Annotated in this window: 22 protein-coding genes; 15 read left to right on the plus strand and 7 right to left on the minus strand. The window is 75.5% G+C overall.

The window, feature by feature from the left end; all coding sequences use genetic code 11:
- Positions 1-4: 4 nt before the first annotated feature.
- On the plus strand, positions 5-451 hold the full coding sequence (locus VSR01_RS36340; RefSeq protein ID WP_326453220.1) for a DoxX family protein: 447 nt from the start codon (positions 5-7) through the stop codon (positions 449-451).
- Between the two features lie 72 nt (positions 452-523).
- Here the strand turns inward: VSR01_RS36340 and VSR01_RS36345 are convergent, their stop codons facing one another.
- The 3 genes from VSR01_RS36345 to VSR01_RS36355 all read right to left on the minus strand — a co-directional run bounded on the left by VSR01_RS36345 (position 524) and on the right by VSR01_RS36355 (position 3,330).
- Complete coding sequence (locus VSR01_RS36345) at positions 524-1,480, minus strand: sugar kinase (protein WP_326453221.1); 957 nt, start codon at positions 1,478-1,480, stop codon at positions 524-526.
- A complete protein-coding gene (locus VSR01_RS36350; RefSeq protein WP_326453222.1) occupies positions 1,477-2,244 on the minus strand; it encodes a bifunctional 4-hydroxy-2-oxoglutarate aldolase/2-dehydro-3-deoxy-phosphogluconate aldolase in 768 nt (255 codons plus the stop codon). The genes VSR01_RS36345 and VSR01_RS36350 overlap by 4 nt, the downstream gene beginning before the upstream one ends.
- A gap of 288 nt (positions 2,245-2,532) precedes the next feature.
- Positions 2,533-3,330 (minus strand): FadR/GntR family transcriptional regulator, encoded by a 798-nt coding sequence (locus VSR01_RS36355; RefSeq protein WP_326453223.1) that lies wholly within the window; start codon positions 3,328-3,330, stop codon positions 2,533-2,535.
- A gap of 140 nt (positions 3,331-3,470) precedes the next feature.
- Between VSR01_RS36355 and dgoD the strand changes: the two genes are divergently transcribed.
- Positions 3,471-4,622, plus strand: coding sequence for a galactonate dehydratase (gene dgoD, locus VSR01_RS36360; protein ID WP_326453224.1), 1,152 nt, complete (start codon positions 3,471-3,473; stop codon positions 4,620-4,622).
- Positions 4,623-4,732: 110 nt separating this feature from the next.
- Here dgoD and VSR01_RS36365 read toward each other — a convergent pair whose 3' ends face one another.
- Positions 4,733-5,623, minus strand: coding sequence for a helix-turn-helix transcriptional regulator (locus VSR01_RS36365; RefSeq protein WP_326453225.1), 891 nt, complete (start codon positions 5,621-5,623; stop codon positions 4,733-4,735).
- Between the two features lie 161 nt (positions 5,624-5,784).
- On the opposite strand from VSR01_RS36365, the gene VSR01_RS36370 reads away from it, so the two are divergent.
- The 4 genes from VSR01_RS36370 to VSR01_RS38165 all read left to right on the plus strand — a co-directional run bounded on the left by VSR01_RS36370 (position 5,785) and on the right by VSR01_RS38165 (position 8,306).
- Positions 5,785-6,627 carry an SDR family oxidoreductase gene (locus tag VSR01_RS36370; protein WP_326453226.1) on the plus strand — a complete coding sequence of 281 codons (843 nt, stop codon included), beginning with the start codon at positions 5,785-5,787 and terminating at the stop codon, positions 6,625-6,627.
- A gap of 155 nt (positions 6,628-6,782) precedes the next feature.
- Positions 6,783-7,691 carry an SDR family NAD(P)-dependent oxidoreductase gene (locus VSR01_RS36375; protein ID WP_326453227.1) on the plus strand — a complete coding sequence of 303 codons (909 nt, stop codon included), beginning with the start codon at positions 6,783-6,785 and terminating at the stop codon, positions 7,689-7,691.
- Positions 7,692-7,867: 176 nt separating this feature from the next.
- Positions 7,868-8,083: a tautomerase family protein gene (locus VSR01_RS36380; protein ID WP_326453228.1), complete on the plus strand. Its 216-nt coding sequence runs from the start codon at positions 7,868-7,870 to the stop codon at positions 8,081-8,083.
- Entirely contained in the window at positions 8,040-8,306 is a 267-nt protein-coding gene (locus VSR01_RS38165) for a pentapeptide repeat-containing protein (RefSeq protein WP_442785620.1), read from the plus strand. The genes VSR01_RS36380 and VSR01_RS38165 overlap by 44 nt, the downstream gene beginning before the upstream one ends.
- Here VSR01_RS38165 and VSR01_RS36385 read toward each other — a convergent pair.
- The gene (locus tag VSR01_RS36385) at positions 8,257-8,682 is read right to left on the minus strand and encodes a hypothetical protein (protein ID WP_326453229.1); all 426 of its coding nucleotides are present in this window, start codon (positions 8,680-8,682) and stop codon (positions 8,257-8,259) included. The genes VSR01_RS38165 and VSR01_RS36385 overlap by 50 nt on opposite strands.
- The gene (locus tag VSR01_RS36390; RefSeq protein ID WP_326453230.1) at positions 8,679-9,488 is read right to left on the minus strand and encodes a helix-turn-helix transcriptional regulator; all 810 of its coding nucleotides are present in this window, start codon (positions 9,486-9,488) and stop codon (positions 8,679-8,681) included. The genes VSR01_RS36385 and VSR01_RS36390 overlap by 4 nt, the downstream gene beginning before the upstream one ends.
- A gap of 67 nt (positions 9,489-9,555) precedes the next feature.
- Here VSR01_RS36390 and VSR01_RS36395 point away from each other — a divergent pair, with 67 nt between their 5' ends.
- The 8 genes from VSR01_RS36395 (at position 9,556) to VSR01_RS36430 (ending at position 19,861) form a co-directional block, all read left to right on the plus strand.
- Positions 9,556-10,071, plus strand: coding sequence for a cupin domain-containing protein (locus VSR01_RS36395; protein WP_326453231.1), 516 nt, complete (start codon positions 9,556-9,558; stop codon positions 10,069-10,071).
- A gap of 151 nt (positions 10,072-10,222) precedes the next feature.
- A complete protein-coding gene (locus VSR01_RS36400; protein WP_326453232.1) occupies positions 10,223-11,284 on the plus strand; it encodes a LacI family DNA-binding transcriptional regulator in 1,062 nt (353 codons plus the stop codon).
- Positions 11,285-11,635: 351 nt separating this feature from the next.
- Positions 11,636-13,297: a ribulokinase gene (gene araB, locus VSR01_RS36405; protein WP_326453233.1), complete on the plus strand. Its 1,662-nt coding sequence runs from the start codon at positions 11,636-11,638 to the stop codon at positions 13,295-13,297.
- Between the two features lie 141 nt (positions 13,298-13,438).
- Positions 13,439-14,149: an L-ribulose-5-phosphate 4-epimerase gene (locus tag VSR01_RS36410; protein ID WP_326453234.1), complete on the plus strand. Its 711-nt coding sequence runs from the start codon at positions 13,439-13,441 to the stop codon at positions 14,147-14,149.
- A 2-nt stretch (positions 14,150-14,151) separates the two neighbouring features.
- A complete protein-coding gene (gene araA, locus VSR01_RS36415; protein WP_326453235.1) occupies positions 14,152-15,657 on the plus strand; it encodes an L-arabinose isomerase in 1,506 nt (501 codons plus the stop codon).
- 477 nt (positions 15,658-16,134) lie between these two features.
- On the plus strand, positions 16,135-17,271 hold the full coding sequence (locus VSR01_RS36420) for a substrate-binding domain-containing protein (protein WP_326453236.1): 1,137 nt from the start codon (positions 16,135-16,137) through the stop codon (positions 17,269-17,271).
- The gene (locus VSR01_RS36425) at positions 17,271-18,818 is read left to right on the plus strand and encodes a sugar ABC transporter ATP-binding protein (RefSeq protein ID WP_326453237.1); all 1,548 of its coding nucleotides are present in this window, start codon (positions 17,271-17,273) and stop codon (positions 18,816-18,818) included. Before VSR01_RS36420 ends, VSR01_RS36425 begins: the two co-directional genes overlap by 1 nt.
- Positions 18,815-19,861 carry an ABC transporter permease gene (locus tag VSR01_RS36430; protein WP_326453238.1) on the plus strand — a complete coding sequence of 349 codons (1,047 nt, stop codon included), beginning with the start codon at positions 18,815-18,817 and terminating at the stop codon, positions 19,859-19,861. The genes VSR01_RS36425 and VSR01_RS36430 overlap by 4 nt, the downstream gene beginning before the upstream one ends.
- Before the next feature lie 69 nt (positions 19,862-19,930).
- Here VSR01_RS36430 and VSR01_RS36435 read toward each other — a convergent pair whose 3' ends face one another.
- Positions 19,931-21,349, minus strand: coding sequence for a ricin-type beta-trefoil lectin domain protein (locus VSR01_RS36435; RefSeq protein WP_326453239.1), 1,419 nt, complete (start codon positions 21,347-21,349; stop codon positions 19,931-19,933).
- 383 nt (positions 21,350-21,732) lie between these two features.
- Here VSR01_RS36435 and VSR01_RS36440 point away from each other — a divergent pair, with 383 nt between their 5' ends.
- Positions 21,733-22,638 carry a helix-turn-helix domain-containing protein gene (locus VSR01_RS36440; protein WP_326453240.1) on the plus strand — a complete coding sequence of 302 codons (906 nt, stop codon included), beginning with the start codon at positions 21,733-21,735 and terminating at the stop codon, positions 22,636-22,638.
- The last annotated feature ends 72 nt before the right edge of the window (positions 22,639-22,710 follow it).

The following is a 22,710-nucleotide window of genomic DNA, read 5'->3' on the forward strand; positions in this document are numbered from 1 at the left end:
GCGTGTGGGCGACAGGCGCCCGCCCGACCAGGAGGCCCAGGTGTCCGCACGCTCCGCCGCTCTGCTCGCCGGCCTGCTCGCCGCCGCGGGTGTCACGCACTTCGTCCGCCCCGAACCGTACGACGCGATCGTGCCGCGCGGGCTGCCCGGGAGCCCGCGCGGCTGGACGCTGGCCAGCGGCGCGGTCGAACTCGCCCTGGCCGCGACCGTGGCGCTGCCCGCGACCCGCCGGGCCGGCGGTGTGCTGACGGCCGGCTTCTTCGCCGCGGTCTTCCCCGCGAACGTCAAGATGGCGCGCGACTGGCGGCACCGGCCCACCGCGATGAAGGCCGCCGCCTACGCCCGGCTGCCGGTGCAGGCGCCGCTGGTCCTGTGGGCGCTGGAGGTGGCGCGGTCGGCGGGGCCGGCGGCGAGGACGCCTGACGCTCGGCGCCCGACCCTGACGCCCTGACACCTTTCGCCGCCGCCGCGGCCCTCCGCGTGCCGCGGGCCGGCCGCCTGCCCGCGGGCCGGACCGGACGGCTCAGCGGATCGCGTGGCCGGGCGCCGCGTCCAGGAGCGGCAGTTCGTCACGGTGCGGCAGTCCCTCCCAGTCGCCGTCCGTCGCCGCCGCGAACGCGCCCAGCACGACGGCGCGTCGCAGCCGGCCGGCCGTGTCGAGGCCGTCCAGCAGGCCGGAGAGGTAGCCGGCGCAGAACGCGTCGCCCGCGCCGACCGCGTCCCGCACCCGGACCTCCACCGCCGCGACGTCGTGGTCCTCGCCCGAACGGGTGCGCACCCGGGCGCCGCGCGCGCCGCGTTTGACCACGACCTCCCGGACGCCCGCGGCGAGTAGCGCGTCCACCCGGGCGGGCTCCGGATCGCCCTCGTCGCCCGCGACCAGGGGCAGTTCGTCCTCGGAGGCGACCAGGACGTCGACAGACGGCAGCAGCGGGCGCAGGGTGCGCGCGGCGCGGTCGGCGTCCCACAGCCGGGAGCGGTGGTTGACGTCCAGGCAGACCGTCCAGCCATGCGCCCCGGCGTGCTCGGCCGCGGCGCGCACGCAGGCCAGCGGGCCGTCGCCCAGCGCGCAGGTGATGCCGGTCAGGTGCAGTACGGCGGCGCCCGCGTCGAGAGCGGGACGCACCTGCGCGGGGGTCAGCCGGGAACCGGCGGAGCCGCTGCGCCAGTAGTGCACGCGGGTCAGGTCGGGCAGGCGGTCCTCGCGCAGCAGCGCGCCGGTCGGCGCGGCGGCGTCGGTCGTGGCGTGCGCGAGGTCGACGCCCTCGCCGCGCAGCGCGCGCAGCACGGTACGGCCCGGCTCGTCCGCGCCGACCCGCCCGGCCCAGGCGACCCGGTGGCCGAGCCTGGCCAGTCCCACCGCGACATTGGACTCCGCGCCCGCCACCGAGGTGACGGCGCGTGCGCCGCGGCCCAGCGGCCCCTGGACGCGGACGGCGAGCATGGTCTCGCCGAAGGTCAGCACATCGCGCCCGCTCACCGCGGTCCTCCGCCGCCCGCGCCGCCCGGGCGGGGATCTCCTGCCCCGCCGCTCCCGCCGCTCCCGCCGCTCCCGCCGCTCCCGCCGCCCGCATCCGCGTCCGTCCGCGCGGGCGGGCGGCAGGCGGTCAGGAAGGCGCGGGCGCGAGCCCGCAGCGCGGCGACGTCGCCGCCCGCCGCTGCGTCGCCCACCAGCGGGGAGCCGACGCCGACGGCCACCGCGCCGGCCGCCAGATAGGCGCGGGCCGAGTTCTCGGTGACGCCGCCGACCGGCACGAACGGTATGTGCGGCAGCGGTTCGCGCAGGGCGCGCAGCAGGGCGGGACCGCCGAGGGAGGCCGGGAAGAGCTTGACGGCGGCCGCGCCCGCGGCCGTCGCGGCCAGTGCCTCGGTCGGGGTGAGCGCCCCGGCGAGCACCGGCAGCCCGGCGTCGACCGCGGCCCGTACCGCATCCGTCCCGCCCGGCGTGACCATCCAGCGCGCCCCGGCCTCGGCCGCGGCCCGTACGTGCTCGCCGGTGAGCACCGAGCCGGCGCCCAGGAACGCGTCCGCGCCGCGGAGCTCGGCCGCGGCCGCACGCAGCACGCCGAGCGCGTCCGCGGTGGTGAGCGACACCTCGACGAGGTCCACGCCCTCCTCGGCGAGAGCCAGCACGGTGCGCAGAGCGCCTTCGGGGTCGCTGCCGCGCACGACGGCGACGAGGCGCTGCGCGCGGAGGCGGCCGAGCAGCGGCGGCTCCGCGTCGGCTGGGAAGCGGGTGGTCATCGGGTGGCATCCTCTCCCGTCGGTCCGGAACCGGGCGCGGCCACCGGGACGTCGGCGCCCGGTCCCGGTGTGGTGGTGGGCCGGATCTCCGCGGCCGACGGGCGGGGACCCGGACCGCGGAGCCGGCCCCGTCCCCGACCCGCCCCGGCACCGTGCCGGCGTCTCGGTGGGCGGGCCGTGTCGCCGCGGGCGACGGCGGGACCGGCGCCGTGGCCGGAACCGGCGGCCGGGGCGGGTGTGCCGGTCTGGACGGACGCCGGGAGGCCGGCGGTAATCGGACCGGGCACGTCATCGCTCCGACGGGGGTGCGGCGGACGCGGGCGAGGCGGGCGAGGCAGGCGGCGCCGGAGGCGTCGGCGCGGACGGCGGCGCGCCGCCCAGCACTTCGACGCCGGTCGCGCGCACCAGCGCCAGCGCGGCCGCGGCCGCCGCCTCCGGGTCGTGCGCGGCGATCGCCAGGACCACCCGCTCGTGGTGCTCCAGCGAGGCCGCCGTGTCGTCGGTGAACAGCTGACGGCGGTCGGAGTACCGGGCGTGCAGGGTCGCCAGCAGGGTCTGCACGAGCTGGCTGAAGACCGCGTTGGCCGCGCCCTCCAGCATGATGCGGTGGAAGGCGGTGTCCGCCTCGATGAACGCACCGCGGTTGCGGTGCAGGTACGCCTCGCGCATCCCGGTCAGGGCCTCGTGCAGCCCGGTCACGAGCGGCTCGGCGCCCTGCCGCGCGGTGATCCTCGCCGCCGCGGGCTCCACCGCCTCCCGCAGCGCCATCAACTCGCCGAGCTGGACGTCGGCGTCGGGACCGTCCGCCCGCCAGGCGATGACCTGGGGGTCGAGCAGCGCCCACGAGGACTGCGGCCGGATCGTGGTGCCCGCCTTGTGCCGCGGCCTGACCATGCCGAGGATCTCCAGCGCCCGCAGCGCTTCACGGACCACCGAGCGCGACACCTCGTAGTCGGCGCCGATCCGGTCGGGCGAGATCACGCTGCCGACCGGCAGGTCGCCCTGGGCGATCCGCCGGCCGAGCGCGTCCAGCAACCGCGCGTGCAGGCCGTTCGGCCGCGCGCCCGGTGATCCGAAGCTCGTCAACTGCGGCTCCTTCAGGCTCGTTCGGGCAGTCGAGGCCCTTGCCGCGGGACGACGGCGCCGGCCCCGCGCCGGAGAGGTCTTGACCAGCTCCCGGTAATAGTCTGATTATAAGGATTAAATGTCAACTGGTGGGAGAGGGTATGCAGATCACCGCGGTGGAGACGTTTCCGGTGCCGCCCCGATGGCTCTTCGTGAAGGTCTCGACGGACGAGGGCATCGACGGATGGGGCGAGGCGAGCCTCGAAGGAAACGCCGAGGCCGTCCGCGCCGCGGTCGCCGCCGCGACGCCGCGGCTCCTCGGCGCCGATCCGCTGCGGATCGAGGACCACTGGCAGCGGCTCACCAAGGGGGGCTTCTACCGCGGCGGACCGGTCCTCGCCTCGGCGGTCTCCGGGCTCGACCAGGCGCTGTGGGACATCGCTGGCCGGGCGCACGGCGTGCCGGTGCACGAGCTGCTCGGCGGCCCGGTCCGCGACCGGGTCCGCGTGTACGGCTGGATCGGCGGGGACCGCCCCGCGGACGTGGCGGCCGACGCCCGCGCGCAGCGCGAAGCCGGCCTGACCGCGGTGAAGATGAACGCGAGCGCCCAACTGCCCGCCCTGCCGACCCTGGCCGACAGCGCCGAGGTGGTGGAGCGCGCGCGGCAGGTCCGCGAAGCGCTCGGGGACGCGGGGGACTTCGCGATCGACTTCCACGGCCGGGTCGCCGCGCCCGCCGCCGGCCGGCTGATCCGGCGCCTTGAGGACCTGCACCCGCTGTTCGTGGAGGAGCCGGTCGTCCCCGAGCACAACCACACCAATCTGCGGCGTCTGGTGGAGTCGACGCCGACCCCGGTGGCCACCGGGGAGCGGCTGTACTCCCGGGCGGAGTTCCTGCCGGTGCTGGAGGCGGGGGTGCGGGTGGTGCAGCCCGACGTGTCCCATGCCGGCGGGATCTCGGAGGTGCGGCGCATCGCCGTCCTCGCCGAGACCTTCGGCGCGGTGCTGGCGCCGCACTGCCCTCTCGGCCCGCTCGCCCTGGCCGCGTGCCTCCAGGTCGACTTCGCCACGCCCAACTTCCTGATCCAGGAGCAGTCGCTCGGCATCCACTACCACAAGGGCGATGCCGAACTCCTCGACTACCTGCTCGAACCCGGCGTCCTGCGGTTCGACGAGGGCGGCGTCGTGCGGCCCACCGGCCCGGGCCTCGGCGTCGAGGTCGACGAGAGCGCGGTACGGCGGGCCGCGGCCCGCGGCCACGCCTGGCGCACACCGATCTGGAACCACGCGGACGGCTCCTTCGCCGAGTGGTGACGCGCGGCCTGCGCGCGGGCCGCACCGCGCCGTCGGGCGCCCGGTCAGTCCGTCGCCACCGCGCGCGGCCGGCCGGGCCGCGCGCGCCGCGGCCCCCGGCGGCTGCACCGTCAACCGTGGTCCGGGGAACTCCTGGTTCTGAACGGTGCGCTGTCCTCGCCCGGCGTCATGTCCTGGGTGCCGATGACGGAGAGCAGTTCGAGCTGCTCGGCCCCCCGGGTGCCGGGCGGGGCCGCGAACCACAGCAGGCGCTGCCGGCCGTCCTCGCTGAACAGGTTGTGGCAGTCCAGCTCGATGACGCCGAGCGAGGGGTGCACGATCCGCTTGTGGTCGGTGCGGCGCATCCCCACCTCGTGGGCGTCCCACAGCCGCGCGAACTCCTCGTTGCGCTCCCGCAGCACCGCCACCATCCGGGCCACCCCGGCGTCCCGGCCGCGCTTGGCGGCCACCGCCTGGAGGTCCGAGACGAAGACGCGGGAGTGGTGCGGGTGGTCCTCGACCGGGTAGATCGCCCGTGACGAGGGGTCGGTGAACCAGCGGTACACGAAGCTCGCCGCCGGGCCGCGGACCGCGGGCGGACGGCCGAGCAGGGCGGCGGCCAGCTCGTTCTGCACCAGCACCTCGTGCAGGTCGGTGATCACCTGGGCCGGCGTCGTGGTGAGCCGGTCCAGCACGCCGAGCAGCGCGGGCTGGACCTGACCGGCCGGGCCGTGGCCGGCCGGCGGCACCGGCCGGTCGGCCAGGTGGTACAGGTGGTCGCGCTCGTCGCCGCCCAGCCGCAGCGCCCGCGCGAGCGCCGCCAGCGTCTGCGCCGAGGGCTGCGCGCTCTTCCCGCGCTCCAGCTCGGTGTAGTAGTCCGCCGACAGGCCGGCGAGCTGCGCGACCTCCTCACGCCGCAGGCCGGGCACCCGGCGGCGCGGCCCGGTCGGCAGCCCCACGTCGGCGGGCCGCACGCGGGCCCTGCGGGTCTTGAGGAACGCGGCGAGTTCGGGAAGGTTCACCCGTCCATGGTCGCTCGTGCGCCGATCCGTAGCCAGGGGATGCCGACCCCCGGGTAAACGCAGCCCTGGCAGCCACCGGCGGACCGGCCGAGGGTGGAGGACGAGGGGGCACGGCGCGACAGCCGGGCCGCCCCGCACACCCGAGGACCGAGGAGCCCGACATGCCCGCCGAGAACATCGAACGGAACACCGCAGCCCAGGACCGCGCCGCCCGCGGCACCGCCGGGAGCGCCGCCGAACAGAGCGCCCCCGCCGGCCGGGCCGGGGCGCCCGACGGCGCCCGCGTCGCCGTCGTCACCGGCGGCTCGCGCGGCATCGGACGCCAGGCCGTCACCCGGCTGGCCGCCGACGGGTACGCCGTCGTCGTCGGCTACGCCGGCAACCGCGACCTCGCGGACGCCGCCGTGCGGGACGTCACCGCCTCCGGCGGGCGCGCCATCGCCGTCCAGGCCGACGTCGGCGACGAGAAGGCCGTCGCGGCGCTGTTCGACGCCGCCGAGTCCGCGTTCGGCGCGGTGGACGCGGTGGTGCACGCCGCCGGCCGGATGCACCTGTCCCCGCTGGCCGACCTGGACCTCGCCGAGCTGGACGCGACGTACCGCACGAACATCCGCGGCACCTTCGCCGTCGCCCAGCAGGCCGCCCGCCGGGTGCGCGCCGGCGGCTCGATCGTCACGTTCTCCACCTCCATCGTGGGCCTGGCCTTCCCCGGCTACGCCGCGTACAGCGCGAGCAAGGGCGCGGTCGAGGCGGTCACCCTGATCCTCGCCCGTGAGCTGCGCGGCCGGGACGTCACGGTGAACGCCGTCGCCCCCGGCCCGACCGCGACCGACCTGTTCCTGGACGGCAAGGACGAGGAGACCATCGCCCGGCTCGCCGCGCAGCCCCCGCTGGAGCGGCTCGGCACCCCCGCCGACATCGCCGAGGTCGTCGCCTTCCTGGTCTCCCCGGCGGGGCACTGGGTCAACGGCCAGGTCGTCCGCGCCAACGGCGGCATCATCTGACGCCGATCCTCCGGCCCCGCCAGCCGGCGGCCCGCGGCCGGTCCGCGCGCCGCACTCCATCCGTACGTCCGCGCACCGTCACACCGACCGTCCGCACGCACACCGCACGTCCGCACGCACACCGCACGTCCGCCCACCGTCCCGAGGAAGCACCCATGTCTGCCCCGACACCCCTGACCGTCCTGGTCACCGGAGCCTCCAGCGGCTTCGGAGCGCTGACCGTACGGGCCCTGGCCCGCGCCGGCCACACCGTCCACGCCGGCATCCGCGACACCGCGGGCCGCAACGCCCCGGCCGTCGCCGAGCTGGCCCGGTACGCCGCCGAGCACGGCGTCGACCTGCGCGCCGTCGAACTCGACGTCACCTCGCAGGAATCCGCGGACGCGGCGGTCGCAAGGACCGTCGGCGAGCGGGGCCGGCTGGACGTGGTGGTCCACAACGCGGGCCACATGGCGTCGGGCCCGGCCGAGGCGTTCACCCCCGAGCAGTTCGCCGAGCTGTACGACGTCAACGTGCTGGGCGCGCAGCGCGTCAACCGCGCCGCGCTGCCGCACCTGCGCGCCCGCGGCCGGGGCCTGCTGCTGTGGATCGGCAGCTCCAGCACCCGCGGCGGCTGCCCGCCCTTCCTGGCGCCGTACTTCGCCGCCAAGGCCGCGATGGACGCGCTGGCCGTCAGCTACGCGGCCGAGGTGCTGCGCCACGGCATCGACTCCGCGATCGTCGTGCCCGGCGCGTTCACCTCGGGCACCAACCACTTCGCGCACGCCGGGACGCCCGCCGACACCGCGCGCGCCGCGGCCTACCAGGACCGCTACGGGGACCTGCTGGCCGGCCTCGACGGCCGGCTCGCCGCCCTCGTGCCGCCGGACGCCGACGCCGCCCAGGTCGCCGACGCGGTCGTCCGGCTGGTCGCCCTGCCGGCGGGCCGACGGCCGCTGCGCACCCACGTCGACCCCAGCCGTGACGGCAGCGAGGTCGTCTCCGCGGTCGCCGACCGCGTCCGCGCGGAGTTCTTCCGCCGCGTCGGCCTCGACGACCTGCTCACCCAGGGCAGTTCGCTCTAGCCCCCGACGTCCGCGGACCCCGCGGCCGGTTCGCCGGCCCGCCCGGTCCGACACCACAGCTGCGGTCGCTCCGGCCGTTCAGCCGACCCGTCCACCCCTCCGTCCGATTCCATCCGATTCCATCCAATTCCATCCGATCGACCCGGTCGATCGGATGCACCACCAGGAGACGCACCATGCCTTTCGCCAACTTCAAGGTTCCCGCCGGCACCCTCACCGCCGCGCAGAAGGAGACCCTCGTGACCCGTACCACCGACCTGTACGCCGAGATCTACGGCGAACGCGCCCGTGCCACGACGATGGTGCTGGTCGAGGAGGTCGTCGACGGCGGGTGGGGGATCGGCGGCGGTGTGCTCACCCTCGCCGACCTGGGCGGCGCGCCGGACGCGTGACCCCCGGACCCCGGCCGAGGCGCCGACCGTCCCCGCGACGGTCGGCGCCTCGGCCGCGAGCGGTGCCGTCCTGAGCAGTGCTGTCCTGAGCGGTGCCGTCCTGAGCGGTGCCGTCCTGAGCGGTGCCGTCCCGAGCGGTTTCGGGCCGCCCGGGGACGGGGCTCCGGTCGCCCTCAGCCGGCCAGCAGCAGGATGCCGCCCGCGATCAGCGCGACGGTCTTGACCGTCTCCAGGGCGATGTACGCGTGGTGGGCGTGCGAGCGGGGCGCCTGCGCGCCGGCCAGCACCGCCTCCGAACGCCGCGTCAGGGAGGGCCGTACGAGCACCAGTTGGACCAGCAGCGCGGCCACGGCCACCGCCGTCGCCACGACGGCGCGGGCCGGCGGCGGGTCCGCCGCGATCGCACCCAGCACGGCGACCGCGAACAGGGCCTCCGCCGCGTTGAGCGCGCGGAAGACCAGCCGCCCGATGCCGAGCCCGATGGGCACCGTCACGCCCGGCGCCCGGAACTTCAGCGGCGCCTCCAGGAACGAGATGGCGAGCACCATGCCCAGCCACACGAACGTCACCGCCACCGCGGCCGACAGCGCGCCGCTCATCGTGCCCCTTCCGCCGGCGCGAGATGCGCCACGCACAGGTCCGGCTCGGCGAAGCGCTCCAGCCGGTCGACCGTGACCGGCGCGTCCCAGCCGGCCATCGCCCCCTGCATCACGCCGAGATGCACCGGGCACACCACCTCGCCGCCGCTCTCGGCGAGTTCGAGGAACGGACAGTTGCGCAGCCCCAGCCGGTCCGCGCCGGACCCCGCCGCGACCCCGCGTTCCGGGGCGAAGCCCAGGGCGGCGAGCAGGTCGACCAGACGGCCTACCGCGTCGTCCGCGTCCGGACGGCCGTCGTCGTCGCCTGCCGGTCCGGAGCCGCGCGCCGCCAGTTCGCGGCCCCAGGCGCGGCCCGCCCGGACGGCCTGCGCCGACGGGTCGGGCCCGGCGGCGATGCCGCGGGTGAGGATCTCCGCGAGCATCCGGTAGTGCCGGGCGCCGCTTCTGGGCATCCGCCGCACCGCGCGGAACGGCGTGGCCGGGCGGCCGGTTCCGCGCCGGGCGGCCGGCGCGTGCTCCGCCGGCTCCGCCAGGCCGTCGCGGACCAGCCGGTCGAGGTGGAAGCGGACGGTGTTGGGATGCACCGCGAGCCGCTCGGCGATCCGCGCGATCTCCAGCGGCTCGGCCGCGTCCCGCAGGACGTTCAGCACGTCCAGACGCCGTCCGGCGGGCCCGGCGTCGACCGGGTCGGGGGCCGCGTCGGGGGCCGGGACCGCGTCCCGCGCGGTCCGGCTCCCCGCCGTCTCCGGCTCCGGGCCGCCGCCGCGGGCCGGGCTCCCGCCCCTGTCCTCGTGCGCGTCGTGCATGGCCTAGAGTTTACACAACTCGGAATTGGAGAAATTCCGCGCCGCCCGCAGGACAGGAGACAGCACGATGGCCGACGACGCTCCACCGCAGTGGCGGTCCGGGCGGGACCCGGAGCCCTCGCCTGGGCCGCCCCGCCTGCTCGCCGACACCGCGGCGCTCGCGCGGCGCACCGGAGAGCCGGACGTGCGCGGCGCGGTGTGGCGGCTCGACCCCGCGGAACGCGACCTGGACTCCAACGTCGTCGCCCTGCCGCCCGGCGGTGTCATCGAGCCCCACCTCGGCCCCGACCTGGACGTCCTGGTCCATGTGCTGGGCGGATCGGGGAGCCTGGCCACCGAGGCGGACGCGGTGGAGCTGCGGCCAGGGGCGCTGCTGTGGCTGCCGCGCCGCTCGCTGCGCGGATTCACCGCCGGGCCGGCCGGGCTGCGCTACCTCACCGTCCACCGCCGCCGGCAGGCGCTGGTCCTGGAACCGCCCGCGCCCCGCGGCGACGCGCCCGGCATCCGCGGCGACGCGCCCGCACCCTCCGGCGACGCGCCCGCGCCCCGCGGTGACGCGCCCGCCGACCGGCCCGGCGCCTGACCCGCCGCGACCGCCTGCCCGCCCGACCCGGTCCGCCCGGCGTCCGACTCGCCGAACCCCCTGGCAGCCGCCCCGGCGCGATCCCGTGTGCATCCCTTGACGCCTCTTGCTGTGAACGCTAACAATGACTCTCGTCACCGATCGGAGGGTCATGTCGCAGACTGCGGAGAGCGCCGGAAAACGACGACCGCCCACCATGGCGGACGTCGCCCAGGTGGCGGGGGTGTCGCACCAGACCGTGTCGCGGGTGCTGAGCAACCACCCCAACGTACGCGAGTCGACCCGGGACGACGTCCTGCGCGCCATCGACCAGCTCGGCTACCGGCGCAACTCCTCGGCGCGCGCCCTGGTCACCCGCCGGACCCTGACGCTGGGCGTGGTGGCCTGCAACCCCACGCTGTTCGGGCCCTCCAGCACCCTGTTCGGCCTGGAGGAGGCGGCCCGCGAGGAGGGCTACCTGGTCTCCGCGGTGACGCTGCGCCGCTACTCCGCCTCGGCGCTGAAGGAGGCCATCGACCACCTCAGCGACTGGGGAGTCGAGGGCATCGTGGTGATAGTGCCGCACCGCGACGCGGTCAGCGCGCTGGCCGAACTGCGGCTGCCGTTCCCCGTGGTGACCGTCGAGGGCGGCCACAGCCTGCCGATACCGGGCGTCTCGGTGGACCAGGAGCTGGGCGCCCGCCTGGTGACCGGCCACCTGCTCGCCGCCGGGCACCGTACGGTCTGGCACGTCACCGGACCGCAGAGCTGGCTGGAGGCCGAGGCCCGGATCAAGGGCTGGCGCAGCACCCTGGAGGAGGCCGGCGCCGAGGTGCCCGAGCCGCTGGCCGGCGACTGGACTCCGCTGTCCGGCTACCGGGCCGGGCAGGAGCTGGCCGGGCGCGTCGCCGCCGGCCTCGCCCGGCCGGGGGCGCCCGGCGTCACCGCGGTGTTCGTGGCCAACGACCAGATGGCGCTCGGCGTGCTGCGCGCCTTCCGCGAGGCGGGCCTCAGCGTGCCCGGCCAGGTGGCGATCGCCGGCTTCGACGACATCCCCGAGGCCGAGTTCTTCGCGCCGCCGCTGACCACCGTCCGGCAGGACTTTGCCGCGGTCGGGCAGGCCAGCATCCGGCTGCTGGTCAGCCGGCTGGAGGCGGGAGGGGCCGGCGACGCGGACGAGCGCGTCGTCATCGAACCGCGGCTCATCGTCCGCAGCAGCACCAATCCGTACTGAGCACGGCACGCCCCGCCCGCACGCCCCCGCGTCCGACCAGCCCCGCACGCCCCCGCGTCCGACCAGCCCCGCACGCCCCGCGTCCCGTCTGCCCCGTCCGACCAGCCCCGCACGCCCGCGTCTCACCAGCCCCGCCGCCCGACAAGTCCCCGCGTCCGACGAGCCCCCGCGTCCCGCCCGCCCGTTCGTCCCGAGTCCCCGTCCCGAACCCGTCCCGCAGTCCCGAACCCGCCCCGCACGAAGGACCTCCGCCGTCCGCCGGCGCCTTCCGGGGCGGCCCGAGCGATGCGTGCGGGCGCGGCCCCGGCCCGGGCGCCGCGGCGGCGCCCCGCGCACCCCTGGAGGCACACCATGACCACCGATCGTCCCGCCGTCACCGTCGGCGTGGACTTCGGCACCCTGTCCGGCCGCGCCCTGGTCGTCGCCGTCGACGACGGCCGTGAACTGGGCACCGCCGTCCACCCCTACGCCCACGGCGTGGTGGACGGCGCGCTGCCCGGCGGCGACCGCCCGCTGCCGCCGGACTGGGCGCTGCAGATTCCGCAGGACTGGCGCGACGTGCTGCGCTCCGCGGTGCCGGAGGCGCTGCGCGCGGCCGGAGCGCGGCCCGAGGACGTCGTCGCGATCGGCGCCGACTTCACCGCCTGCACGGTCCTGCCGACCACCGCCGACGGCACGCCGCTGAGCGAGCTGCCCGCCTTCGCCGACCGCCCGCACGCCTACCCCAAGCTGTGGCGGCATCACGCCGCGCAGCCCGAGGCCGACCTGATCGTGGCGCGCGCCGAGGAGTCCGGGCAGCCCTGGCTGAGCCGCTACGGCGGGCGGATCTCCAGCGAGTGGCAGTACGCCAAGGCGCTGCAGCTCCTGCGCGAGGACCCCGAGGTGTACGCCGCCGCGGACCGCTGGATCGAGGCGTCGGACTGGATCGTCTGGCAGCTCACCGGCGAGGAGAGCCGCAACCTGTGCGCGGCCGGCTACAAGGGCATCCACCAGGACGGCCGCTACCCCGACGACGCGTTCCTCGCCTCGCTGCACCCGGACTTCGCCGGCTTCACCGCCAAGCTCGACCACCCGCTGTCCCCGCCCGGCGCCGCCGCCGGCAAGCTGAGCGCGCGGGCCGCGGCGCTGACCGGCCTGCGCGAGGGCACCGTGGTCGCCGTCGGCAACGTCGACGCCCACGTCACCGCCGCCGCCGCGCAGGCCCTCGACCCCGGCCACATGCTGGCCATCATGGGCACCTCGACCTGCCACATCATGAACTCGCAGGAGCTCGCCGACGTCCCCGGCATGTGCGGCGCGGTGCGCGACGGCGTGGTGCCGGGCCTGTGGGGCTACGAGGCCGGGCAGAGCGGAGTCGGCGACCTGTTCGCCTGGTCGGTGCGTACCGCCGCGCCCCGGTCGTACGACGAGGAGGCCGGCCGCCGCGGGATCACGCTGCACGAGCTGCTCACCGAGAAGGCGGCGGCCCAACCGGTCGGCGCGCACGGCCTGCTGGCGCTGGACTGGCACAGCGGCAACCGCTCGGTGCTGGTCGATCACCACCTGTCCGGACTGCTGGTCGGGCTGACCCTCGACACCCGGCCGGAGGACGTCTACCGCGCGCTGGTCGAGGCCACCGCGTACGGCGCGCGCACCATCGTGGAGACCTTCGAGCGCTCCGGCGTGCCGGTCGCCGAGTTCACCGCGGCCGGCGGCCTGCTGAAGAACCGCTTCCTCATGCAGACCTACAGCGACGTGCTGAACCGGCCGGTCAACGTCCTGGCCGCGGATCAGGGGCCCGCCCTCGGCGCCGCGATCCACGCCGCGGTGGCCGCCGGCGCGTACCCCGACCTGCGGTCCGCGTCGGCCGCCATGGGCCGGCTGCACCGCGCGGCCTACACCCCGGACCCGGCGCGCGCGGCGGCCTACGACGCCCTCTACGCCGGCTACCGCGAGCTGCACGACCACTTCGGCCGCGGCGGCAGCGACGTGATGCACCGTCTGCGGGCGCTGCGCGCGGCGGCCGCGGGATGAGCCGCCCGCGCACCCCGCGCGCCGTCGGCCCGCCGCCGGAGCCCACCCGGCTCCCGTCCGCCGTCCCACCTGCCGACCCCCTCGCTCCGCTTCGCGCCGCCTTTGTTGTTAGCGCTCACTCTTCGATGAGGACCGTCGCCCATGAGCAGTAACCGCCTGTCGCCGGCCGCCCGCGCGGCGGCCGACGCGCTGAGGGTGCGGGTCAGCGACCTGCACCAGGAACTCGTCCGCTACGGCCTGGTCGTGTGGACCGCAGGGAACGTCTCGGGACGGGTGCCGGGACACGACCTGTTCGTGATCAAACCCAGCGGCGTCGACTACGACCGGCTGTCGCCCGAGTCCATGATCGTCTGTGACCTGGAGGGCCGGGCCGTCGACGGCGACCTCGCGCCGTCCTCCGACACCGCCGCCCACGCCTACGTCTACCGGCACATGCCCGAGGTCGGGGGAGTGGTGCACACCCACTCCACCTACGCGTGCGCCTGGGCGGCCCGCGGCGAGCCGGTGCCGTGCGTGCTGACCGCGATGGCCGACGAGTTCGGCGCCGAGATCCCGGTCGGACCGTTCGCGCTGATCGGCGACGACTCGATCGGCCGGGGCATCGTGGCGACCCTCGCCGGCCACCGCTCGCCCGCGGTGCTGATGCAGAACCACGGCGTCTTCACCATCGGCGCCGACCCGCGCGCCGCCGTCAAGGCCGCCGTGATGTGCGAGGACGTCGCCCGCAGCGTGCACATATCCCGGCAGCTCGGCGCGCCGCTGCCGATCGACCCGGCCGCCGTCGACCGGCTGTACGACCGCTACCGACACGTGTACGGCCAGCCCGGGCCGTCCGAGGGGCAAGGAGCCTGACCATGACCGCACAACCGGCACGCGAGGTCTGGTTCCTCACCGGCAGCCAGGGCCTGTACGGGGCGCAGACGCTCCGGCAGGTCGAAGAGCAGTCCCGCGCCATCGCCGCCGCCCTCGACGCGGTCCCCGGCGCCCCCGCCCGCCTGGTGTGGAAACCCGTCCTCACCGGCTCCGACGCCATCGCCGCGCTCGTCCGGCAGGCCGAGGCCGACCCGGCCTGCGTCGGCCTGATCGCCTGGATGCACACCTTCTCCCCGGCCCGGATGTGGATCGCCGGGCTCAACCTGCTGCGCAAGCCGCTGCTGCACCTGCACACCCAGGCCAACGTCGAACTGCCCTGGTCCACCATCGACATGGACTTCATGAACCTCAACCAGGCCGCCCACGGCGACCGGGAGTTCGGCTACGTGCAGACCAGGCTCGGCGCCGCGCGCAAGACGGTGGCCGGCCACGTGAGCGATCCGGCGGTGGCCTCCCGCGTGCACGCCTGGATGCGCGCCGCGCTCGGCCGCGACGCGCTGCACTCGCTGCGGCTGGCCCGCTTCGGCGACACCATGCGGGACGTCGCGGTCACCGAGGGGGACAAGGTCGACGCCCAACTGCGGTTCGGCGTCAGCGTCAACGCCTACGGCGTCGCCGACCTGGCCGCCGCCGTCGACGCGGTGGACGAGGCCGCCGTCACCGTGCTCGCCAAGGAGTACCAGGACGTCTACCGCACGGCGCCCGAGCTGACCGCCGGCGGCGCCCGGCACGACGCGCTGCGCTACGCCGCCCGCATCGAGCTGGGTCTGCGCGGCTTCCTCGACGCGGGCGGCTTCCGCGCCTTCACCACCAACTTCGAGGACCTGGGCGGCCTGCGGCAGCTGCCCGGGATCGCGGTGCAGCGGCTGATGGCCGACGGCTACGGCTTCGGCGGCGAGGGCGACTGGAAGACCGCGGCGCTGCTGCACACCCTGAAGGCCGCGGGCGCCGGGAGCCCCGGCGGCTCCTCCTTCATGGAGGACTACACCTACCACCTGGTCCCCGGCAGCGAACTGATCCTCGGCGCCCACATGCTGGAGGTCTGCCCGACCATCGCCGCGGGGCAGCCCTCGTGCGAGATCCACCCGCTGTCCATCGGCGCGCGCGAGGACCCGGTGCGGCTGGTCTTCGACGCCCGGCCGGGCCCCGCGGTCGTGGTGGGGATGGCCGACCTCGGCGACCGCTTCCGCCTGGTGGCCAACGAGATCGAGGTGGTGGAGCCGCTGGAGCCGCTGCCGCGGCTGCCGGTCGCCCGCGCGGTGTGGCGGCCCGCTCCCGACCTGCGCACCTCCACCGAGGCGTGGCTGACCGCGGGCGGCCCGCACCATACGGTGCTGTCCACCGCGGTCGGCGCGGAGGAGCTGTCCGACCTCGCGGAGATCCTCGGCACCGAGCTGCTGCTGATCGACCGGGACACCGAGATCCGCCGGTTCGCCCAGGAGATCCGCTGGAACCAGGCGTACTACCGGCTCGCCGGGGGCCTGTGAGGCCGCCGGCGACCGCCCGCGGGGCCCGGCCGCGGCCCTGACGCCCCGTCGGGCCGCCGCCCCGACGGCATGTGCGCGTAGCCGCTGTGCGGCGCCGCCCGCGCGCGCTTCGAGCGCCCGCGGGCGGCGCCGCGACCGGCCCCTGCGGGCCGCTGCGTGCTCCCCGCGACGTGGGCCGACGCGGCCGTGAACCCCGCCGGTTTTTCTCTGTGCAACACCTTGACGCTCGTTCGGTGAGCGCTAACACTCTATGGCGGCGGGTACGGGAACCCGCCGCGACCACGCCGGCGGCCCGGACTCTCCCCGGCCGCGGACACCCGTCGCCGCGGCCTTGCTGCGGCTGCCGGTGGCGGGTCACGGCGGACGTGCTCGACCTGGGTACTTCACCGCACTGGATTGTTAGCGCTCTCAATGGCCGACCGACAGGTCACTGACCGAACAGGAAGTTCGCCCATGCGTGATGTCCAAGGTTCCGCCGTGGCCAGAGGCGGGCGGTGGGGCGCCGCCGCGATCGCCCTCGCGGCGCTGCTCGTGGTGAGCGGGTGCAGCAAGAGCGGGGCCGGGAACTCGGGCCCGGCGGACGCCGGCTCCTCCTCCGGCGGCAGCTCGCAGCCGGTCGCCATCAAGGGCGACATCGCCTTCAACGACGCGAACCTCGCCAAGGTCGACGCCGCGCTGAAGGCGGCGCTGGCCGGCAAGGACCTGTCGAAGCTGAACGAGGCGATGGTCGTCAACGTCGCGGTCGACTACTGGAACGCCGGCAAGGCGGGCTTCCGCAAGGGCCTGTCCGACCTCGGCGTCAAGGGCACCTACCAGGCCCCCGCCAACGGCCGGCTGGACCAGCAGCTGTCCATCATCCAGACGCTGCGCGGCCAGGGCATCAGCGGCCTGAGCGTCTCGGCGATCGACCCGACCGCCATCAAGGCGCCCATCTCCTCGGCCAACAAGGCGGGCATCCCGGTGCTGGCCATCGACTCGCCGCTGCCTAAGGAGGACGGCGCCGCCCTCTACCTCGGCACCCCCAACTACCAGGCCGGGCAGAAGGCCGGCGAGGCGATGAAGCAGGCGCTCGGCGGCAAGGGCCAGGTGGTGATCCTGGTCGGCTCGCTCACCACCTCCAACGCCGTCGAGCGCATCCAGGGCTTCGAGGACGCGCTCAAGGGCACCGACATCAAGGTCGCCCAGAAGCTCAGCGACGGCATGGACGCCTCCAAGGCGCTGTCCAACGCGCAGACCGCGATCCAGACCAACCCGAACGTCAACGGCCTGTACGGGGTGTACTCCTACGACGGCCCCTCCGCGGCGCAGGCCGTGCAGGCGGCCGGCAAGTCCGGCCGGGTCAAGATCGTCTCCGACGACAGCGACCCGCAGACCCTGAAGTTCGTGCAGTCCGGCGTCATCCAGGCCACCGTGCTCCAGCAGCCGTACCAGCAGGGGTACACCGGCGCCTACCTGCTCGCCGCACTCAAGGTGCTCGGCAAGGACGCCACCTTGAAGATCGTCCAGCCCTACCTGGAGTCCGACGGCACCACCCTCAGCTCCGGCGTCGGCCTGGTCACCCGGGACAACCTCGCCGCCTACCAGGACAAGCTCAAGCAGCTGGGGATCAGCTGATGGAGTCCGAGCCCGCCGTCCGGCTCCGGGACGTGAGCAAGTCCTACGGCCCGGTGAAGGTGCTCGACATCCCCGCCCTGGAGCTGGCGCGCGGTCAGATCGTCGCCGTGGTGGGGGAGAACGGCGCGGGCAAGTCCACGCTGATGGGCGTGCTGTCCGGCACCGTCACCCCCACCACCGGCGCCATCGACGTGGCGGGCCGCCCGCTGCAGCCCGGTCGCCCCGACCACAGCAGGGAACTGGGCGTCGCCCTGGTGGCCCAGGAGTTCCCGCTGGTCGGCCAGTTGAGCGTGGCGGAGAACCTGCTGCTGGGCCGCCGCCCGCAGCGCGCCGCCGGCCGGCCGCTGGGCACCCTGGTGCTGGACCGGGCCGGCATCCGCGCCGAGGCGCGGGCGCTGCTGGCGGAGGTCGGCATGACCGGTGTCGACGTCGACCGGCCGGTGGAGCGCTTCCCCGTGCCGGTCCGGCAGATGATCGAGATCGCCAAGGCCTGGGGCCACCGCCCGGTCGTGCTCATCCTCGACGAGCCGACCTCCTCGCTCGGCCCGGTCGAGGCCGGGCGAGTGCTGGACCTGGCCCGCGAACACGCCGCCGCCGGGGGAGCGGTGCTCTTCATCGGCCACCGGCTGGACGAGGTGCGTGCCGTCGCCGACCGCGTGCTGGTGCTGCGCACCGGCCGGCTGGTGGCGGACCTGACGCCGCAGCAGGCCACCGAGGAGCGGATGATCCGCGAGATGGTCGGCAGCGAACTCGCCCGCGCCGACCTCGCCCCGTCGTCCTCGGTGGAGCGCACCGCCACGCTGTCGGTGCGCGCCCTGACCGCCGACGGGCTCGGCCCGGTCGACCTGGACGTGCACGCCGGAGAGATCGTGGGCGTCGCCGGGCTGATGGGCTCAGGACGCAGCCGGCTGCTGCACACCGTGATGGGCGCCCAGCCGCGCACCGGCGGCGAGGTGGTCTTCGAGGGCCGCAGCTTCCGCCCGCGGCACCCCGCCGACGCCGTCGAGGCCGGCATCGGCCTGGTCCCCGAGGACCGCAAGGTCCAGTCGCTGCTGCCAACGCACTCGGTGCGCTGGAACGTCACCCTCGCCACGCTGCGCCGGATCAGCCGCCGCGGCGTGCTGCGCCCGCGGGCCGACAAGGAGCACGCCGCCCGCATCGTCAGCGACCTCGGGGTGCGCCTGCACAGCCAGGAGCAGCCGATCGGCGACCTGTCGGGCGGCAACCAGCAGAAGGCGGTCTTCGGCCGGTGGCTGGCGGCGGACCCCAAGCTGCTGCTGCTCGACGAGCCCACCCGCGGTGTCGACGTGGGCGCCAAGGCCGAGATCTACGGCCTCATCGACGCCGCCGCGCAGGACGGGCTCGCGGTCCTGGTGGCCTCCTCGGAGCTGGAGGAACTGCTGTGGATCTGCCACCGGATCGTGGTGATGGCGCACGGCCGGGTGGTCGGCGACCTCCCCAGGGACGCGTTCAGCAAGGAAGCGATCATGACCGCGGCGGCCGGCACCCGGACCGCCGCGGCACCGCACGGGAAGGCACCCGCATGAAGACCAGCGCCCGTACCGGCGCCGCACCCTCCGGCGGCGCCACCCCCGCGCCGACCGCGGCGGAGGCCGGGGCCGCGCCGCGCGCCCCGCTCGCCCGCCGGCTGCTGGAGACCCCCGAGGTCGGCGTCGTCGCCGCGTGCGTGGTGGTGTTCACCGCGCTCGCCCTGGACAAGTCGTCCTTCGCCGGCGCGGTCAACCTCCAGGGCATGGGCTTCGACCTGGCCCAGTACGGCCTGATCGCGATCGGCGAGTCGCTGGTGATCCTCACCGGCGGCATCGACCTGTCGGTGGGCGCGCTGCTGGGCACCAGCGTCATCCTGATGTCCTGGTTCAACGTCCGCGCCGGGCTGCCGCCGGTGCTGGCCATCCTGGTCACCCTGGCCATCGCCGGAACCGTCGGCCTGATCCACGGACTGGCCGTCACCCGGCTGAAGATGGCGCCGTTCGTGGTCACCCTGGTCACCTACACCGTGGCCCAGGGCGTCACCCTCGCCATCACCTCCGGCACCTCGATCACCGGCATCGGCGGCCTGTTCTCCGACGTCGGCCAGAGCTACGTGGCCCAGATCCCGCTGCCGCTGATCCTCTTCGCGGTGGTCGCGGTCGCCGCCTGGTTCTTCCTGGAGCGCACCTACGCCGGCCGGCAGGTCTACGCGGTCGGCGGCAACCCCGAGGCGGCCCGGCTGGCCGGCATCCGCGGCGAGCGGCGCATCGTGTCGATGTACGTGACCAGCTCGCTGCTGTCCGCCTTCGCCGGGATCATGGTGCTCGGCCGGATGGGCGTCGGCTCGGCCAGCGGCGTCGGCGTCGGCTGGGAGCTGTCGGCCATCGCCGCCGCCGTCATCGGCGGGGTCAGCCTGGTCGGCGGGCAGGGCCGGATCGTCGGCATCGTGGCCGGCACCGTCCTGCTGGAGCTGATCAACAACGGTCTGACCACCCTGCAGATCAACTCCAACTACACCAACATCGTGCTCGGCTGCGTGCTGGGCCTGGCGATCACCGCCGACCGGCTGCGGGCCCGCGGCATCGCCAGACGCGGCTGAGCGCGCGGCGGGCGCGGCATCCGCGCCGCGCCCGCCGCCGCTCCGATCAGTGCGTCACCGGACCGGTGGTCAACTCGGCAGGTGCCACACCTGGTTGGCGCCGCCGGTGCAGTCCCAGATCTCCACCTGGGTGCCCGGTGTGGTCGACCAGCCCGTGTCGTCCAGGCACTTGCCCGACTGCGGATTGAACAGCGACCCGTCCGAGCGCGGGATGAACACCTGCGACCCGGTGCCGTTGCAGTCGTAGAGGTCCACCGCCGTCCCGTTCGCGGTGCCCGCGGCGTACACGTCCAGGCACTTGCCCAGCACGTGCAGGGCGCTGCCGGCCTGGACCACGGTCCACTGCTGGGCCGCGGTGCCGTTGCAGGTGTAGACCTGCACCGGGTTGTAGTTGGCGGTGCTCGCCGACCGGTCGTCCAGGCACAGGCCGCCGTAGCCGGTGATCTGGCCGCCGCCGGTGGGCGGCGGCGTGGTGCCCCCGCCGCCGGTGGTGTACGCCGCCACGTAGCCGACGCTCATCGTGCCGCCCGAGGTGGTGCCGGAGTTCGGCGAGGTGCAGCCGCACACGCCGTTGGGGAAGGCGCCGCCCATCGCCAGGTCGAAGATGATCATCAGGTTGTGGTCGTACGCCTGCTGCCAGACCGCCGTGCCCACCTGGCTCTCGCTGACGCTGAAGTACGAGGCGCCGTCCAGGTAGAAGGTGATCGACTCGTTCGAGGTGTTGGTGCGGTCCAGGATCATGGAGTAGGTGTGGAACCCGGACTGGCAGCCGGAACACGCCCGCAGGCCGCTGCCGATGCCGTTGCCCTCGTTGCAGACGCCGCCGGGGGAGGTGCCGCAGTGGATCGTGCCGGCCACCTCGGAGAGCGCGTTGACGTCCTCCATGATGTCGATCTCGCCGTTCTCGGGCCACTGGCCCTGCCCGAGCATCCAGAACGCCGGCCAGTAGCCGAGGCCGTTCGCCGGGCTCGGCTGCTGGATCGACGCGGTGACCTCGAGCTTGCCGCCGGCCGGTGCGCCCGCCACGGCGGTCGGCGTGTGGATGCGGCCGGACGTCCAGTTGGAACCGCTGCCCAGCGCGGTGATGTTCAGGTGGCCGTTGCCGTCCAGGTGCACGTTGGAGGTCGAGGTGGTCATGGTCTCGATCTCGCCGGTGCCGAAGTTGGAGCCCGGACCGGTGTCGTACGTCCACTTCGAGGAGTTCGGCGCGCTCCCGGAGGCGCCGCTGAAGTCGTCGCTGAACACGGTGGTCCAGCCGGACGGCGGCGGGGGCACGGTGACCGCGCTCGCGGCGGGCGCGCCGCCGGTGAACGCCGCCAGCACGCACAGCGCGGCGAGCGAGAGGACGGCGGCGAGGCGGCGTGCGGCGCGCCGCGCGGCGGAAGACGGCCTCGCGGAAGGGGAAGCGGGCGTGGACGCGGGCGCGGGCGTGAACGTGGGCGCGGGCGCGCTCGGCGGCGCGTCCGCGGAGGACAGGGAGGATCTCATCGACGACTCCGTGGGGGGGGAGAGCCGGGACGGTGGCGGAGGCCGCGGCAGGCGGCGCGGTCGGCTCGGCGTGGGGGGGGTGTGCGAGGTGCTGTGCGGTGCGCGGTGCGCGGGGTGCGGTGCGTGCGTGTGGTGCGCGATGCGTGCCGCGTGGGTGGAGCGCGTGGTGCGATGTGGGCGACGATTGATTGAAATTGGTCTATGCCAAGACGTCAAGAGGTGCGGAGAGCGCTTTCACGCCCCAGTGCCTCGGCGGGCCCGGCGCCTCGCGGGGTCTGTGCGCGGTCTGTGCGTGGCCTGTGCGGCGTGCGGGCCGCACCACCGCGCGGACCGCACCCTGGCAGGGTGCGGCACCGCCGCGCCGCGCGGCCCACACTGAAGGCATGAACCGACAGGGGCAGCTCGCCGACTTCCTCCAGGCCCGCCGACGCCAGGTGCGCCCCGCCGACGTGGGCCTTCCCACCTACGGGGACCGGCGCCGGGTGCCGGGACTGCGCAGGGAGGAACTCGCCCTGCTCGCCGGGGTCAGCGTCCCCTATTACGCGCGGCTGGAGCAGGGCCAGGCGCTGGGCGCCTCGGCGGAGGTGCTGGACGCCATCGCCTCGGCCCTGCGGCTGGACGAACCCGAGCGGGAGCACCTGCACGCGCTCGCCGAGCAGCCGCGCCGGCGGCGCGCCGCGCGCCCGCGCCCGGAGCGGGTCACCCCCGAGACCCGGGCGCTGCTCGCGGCGCTCGGCGACACCCCGGCCGTCGTCCTCGGACGCCGCACCGACGTGCTCGCCTGGAACCGCGCGGGCCACGCGCTGTTCGCCGGCCACCTCGGCGCCGCCGATCCCGACACGCCGGACACGCGGCCCTGCATGGCGCGGCTGGTCTTCCTCGACCCGCACACCCGGGAGCTCTACGCGCGCTGGGAGGACAAGGCCAAGGCCGTGGTGGGGGGCCTGCGCATCACCGCGAGGGAGTTCCCCGACGATCCGGGACTGGCCGCGCTGATCGGCGAGTTGACGATGCGCAGCCCGGACTTCGCCCGCTGGTGGGCCGACCACCAGGTGGTGGCGTGCGACGTCGCCGCCTACACGATGCGGCATCCGCTGGTCGGCGAGCTGACCCTCACCCAGCAGACCCTGCAGAGCCCCGGCGGTCGCGGCCCGCGCATCGTCGTCGCGACGGCCGAGGAGGGGTCGGCCGCGCAGGCGGCCCTCACCCTGCTCACCCACGGGCTCGCGCGCGGCGAGCCGGCCCGGCGGCCCGCCGCACGGCCTTCCACCGCGGCGCCCTCCGCGTAGAGCCCCTCGACCGCCGCGCGCCGGCGGCGGCGTCCACCGCCCCGCGCCCGGCGTAGCGCCCACCGGCCCCCG

Origin of the sequence: Actinacidiphila sp. DG2A-62, assembly GCF_035825295.1 — a bacterium.
In the GTDB taxonomy this organism is placed as follows: domain Bacteria; phylum Actinomycetota; class Actinomycetes; order Streptomycetales; family Streptomycetaceae; genus Actinacidiphila.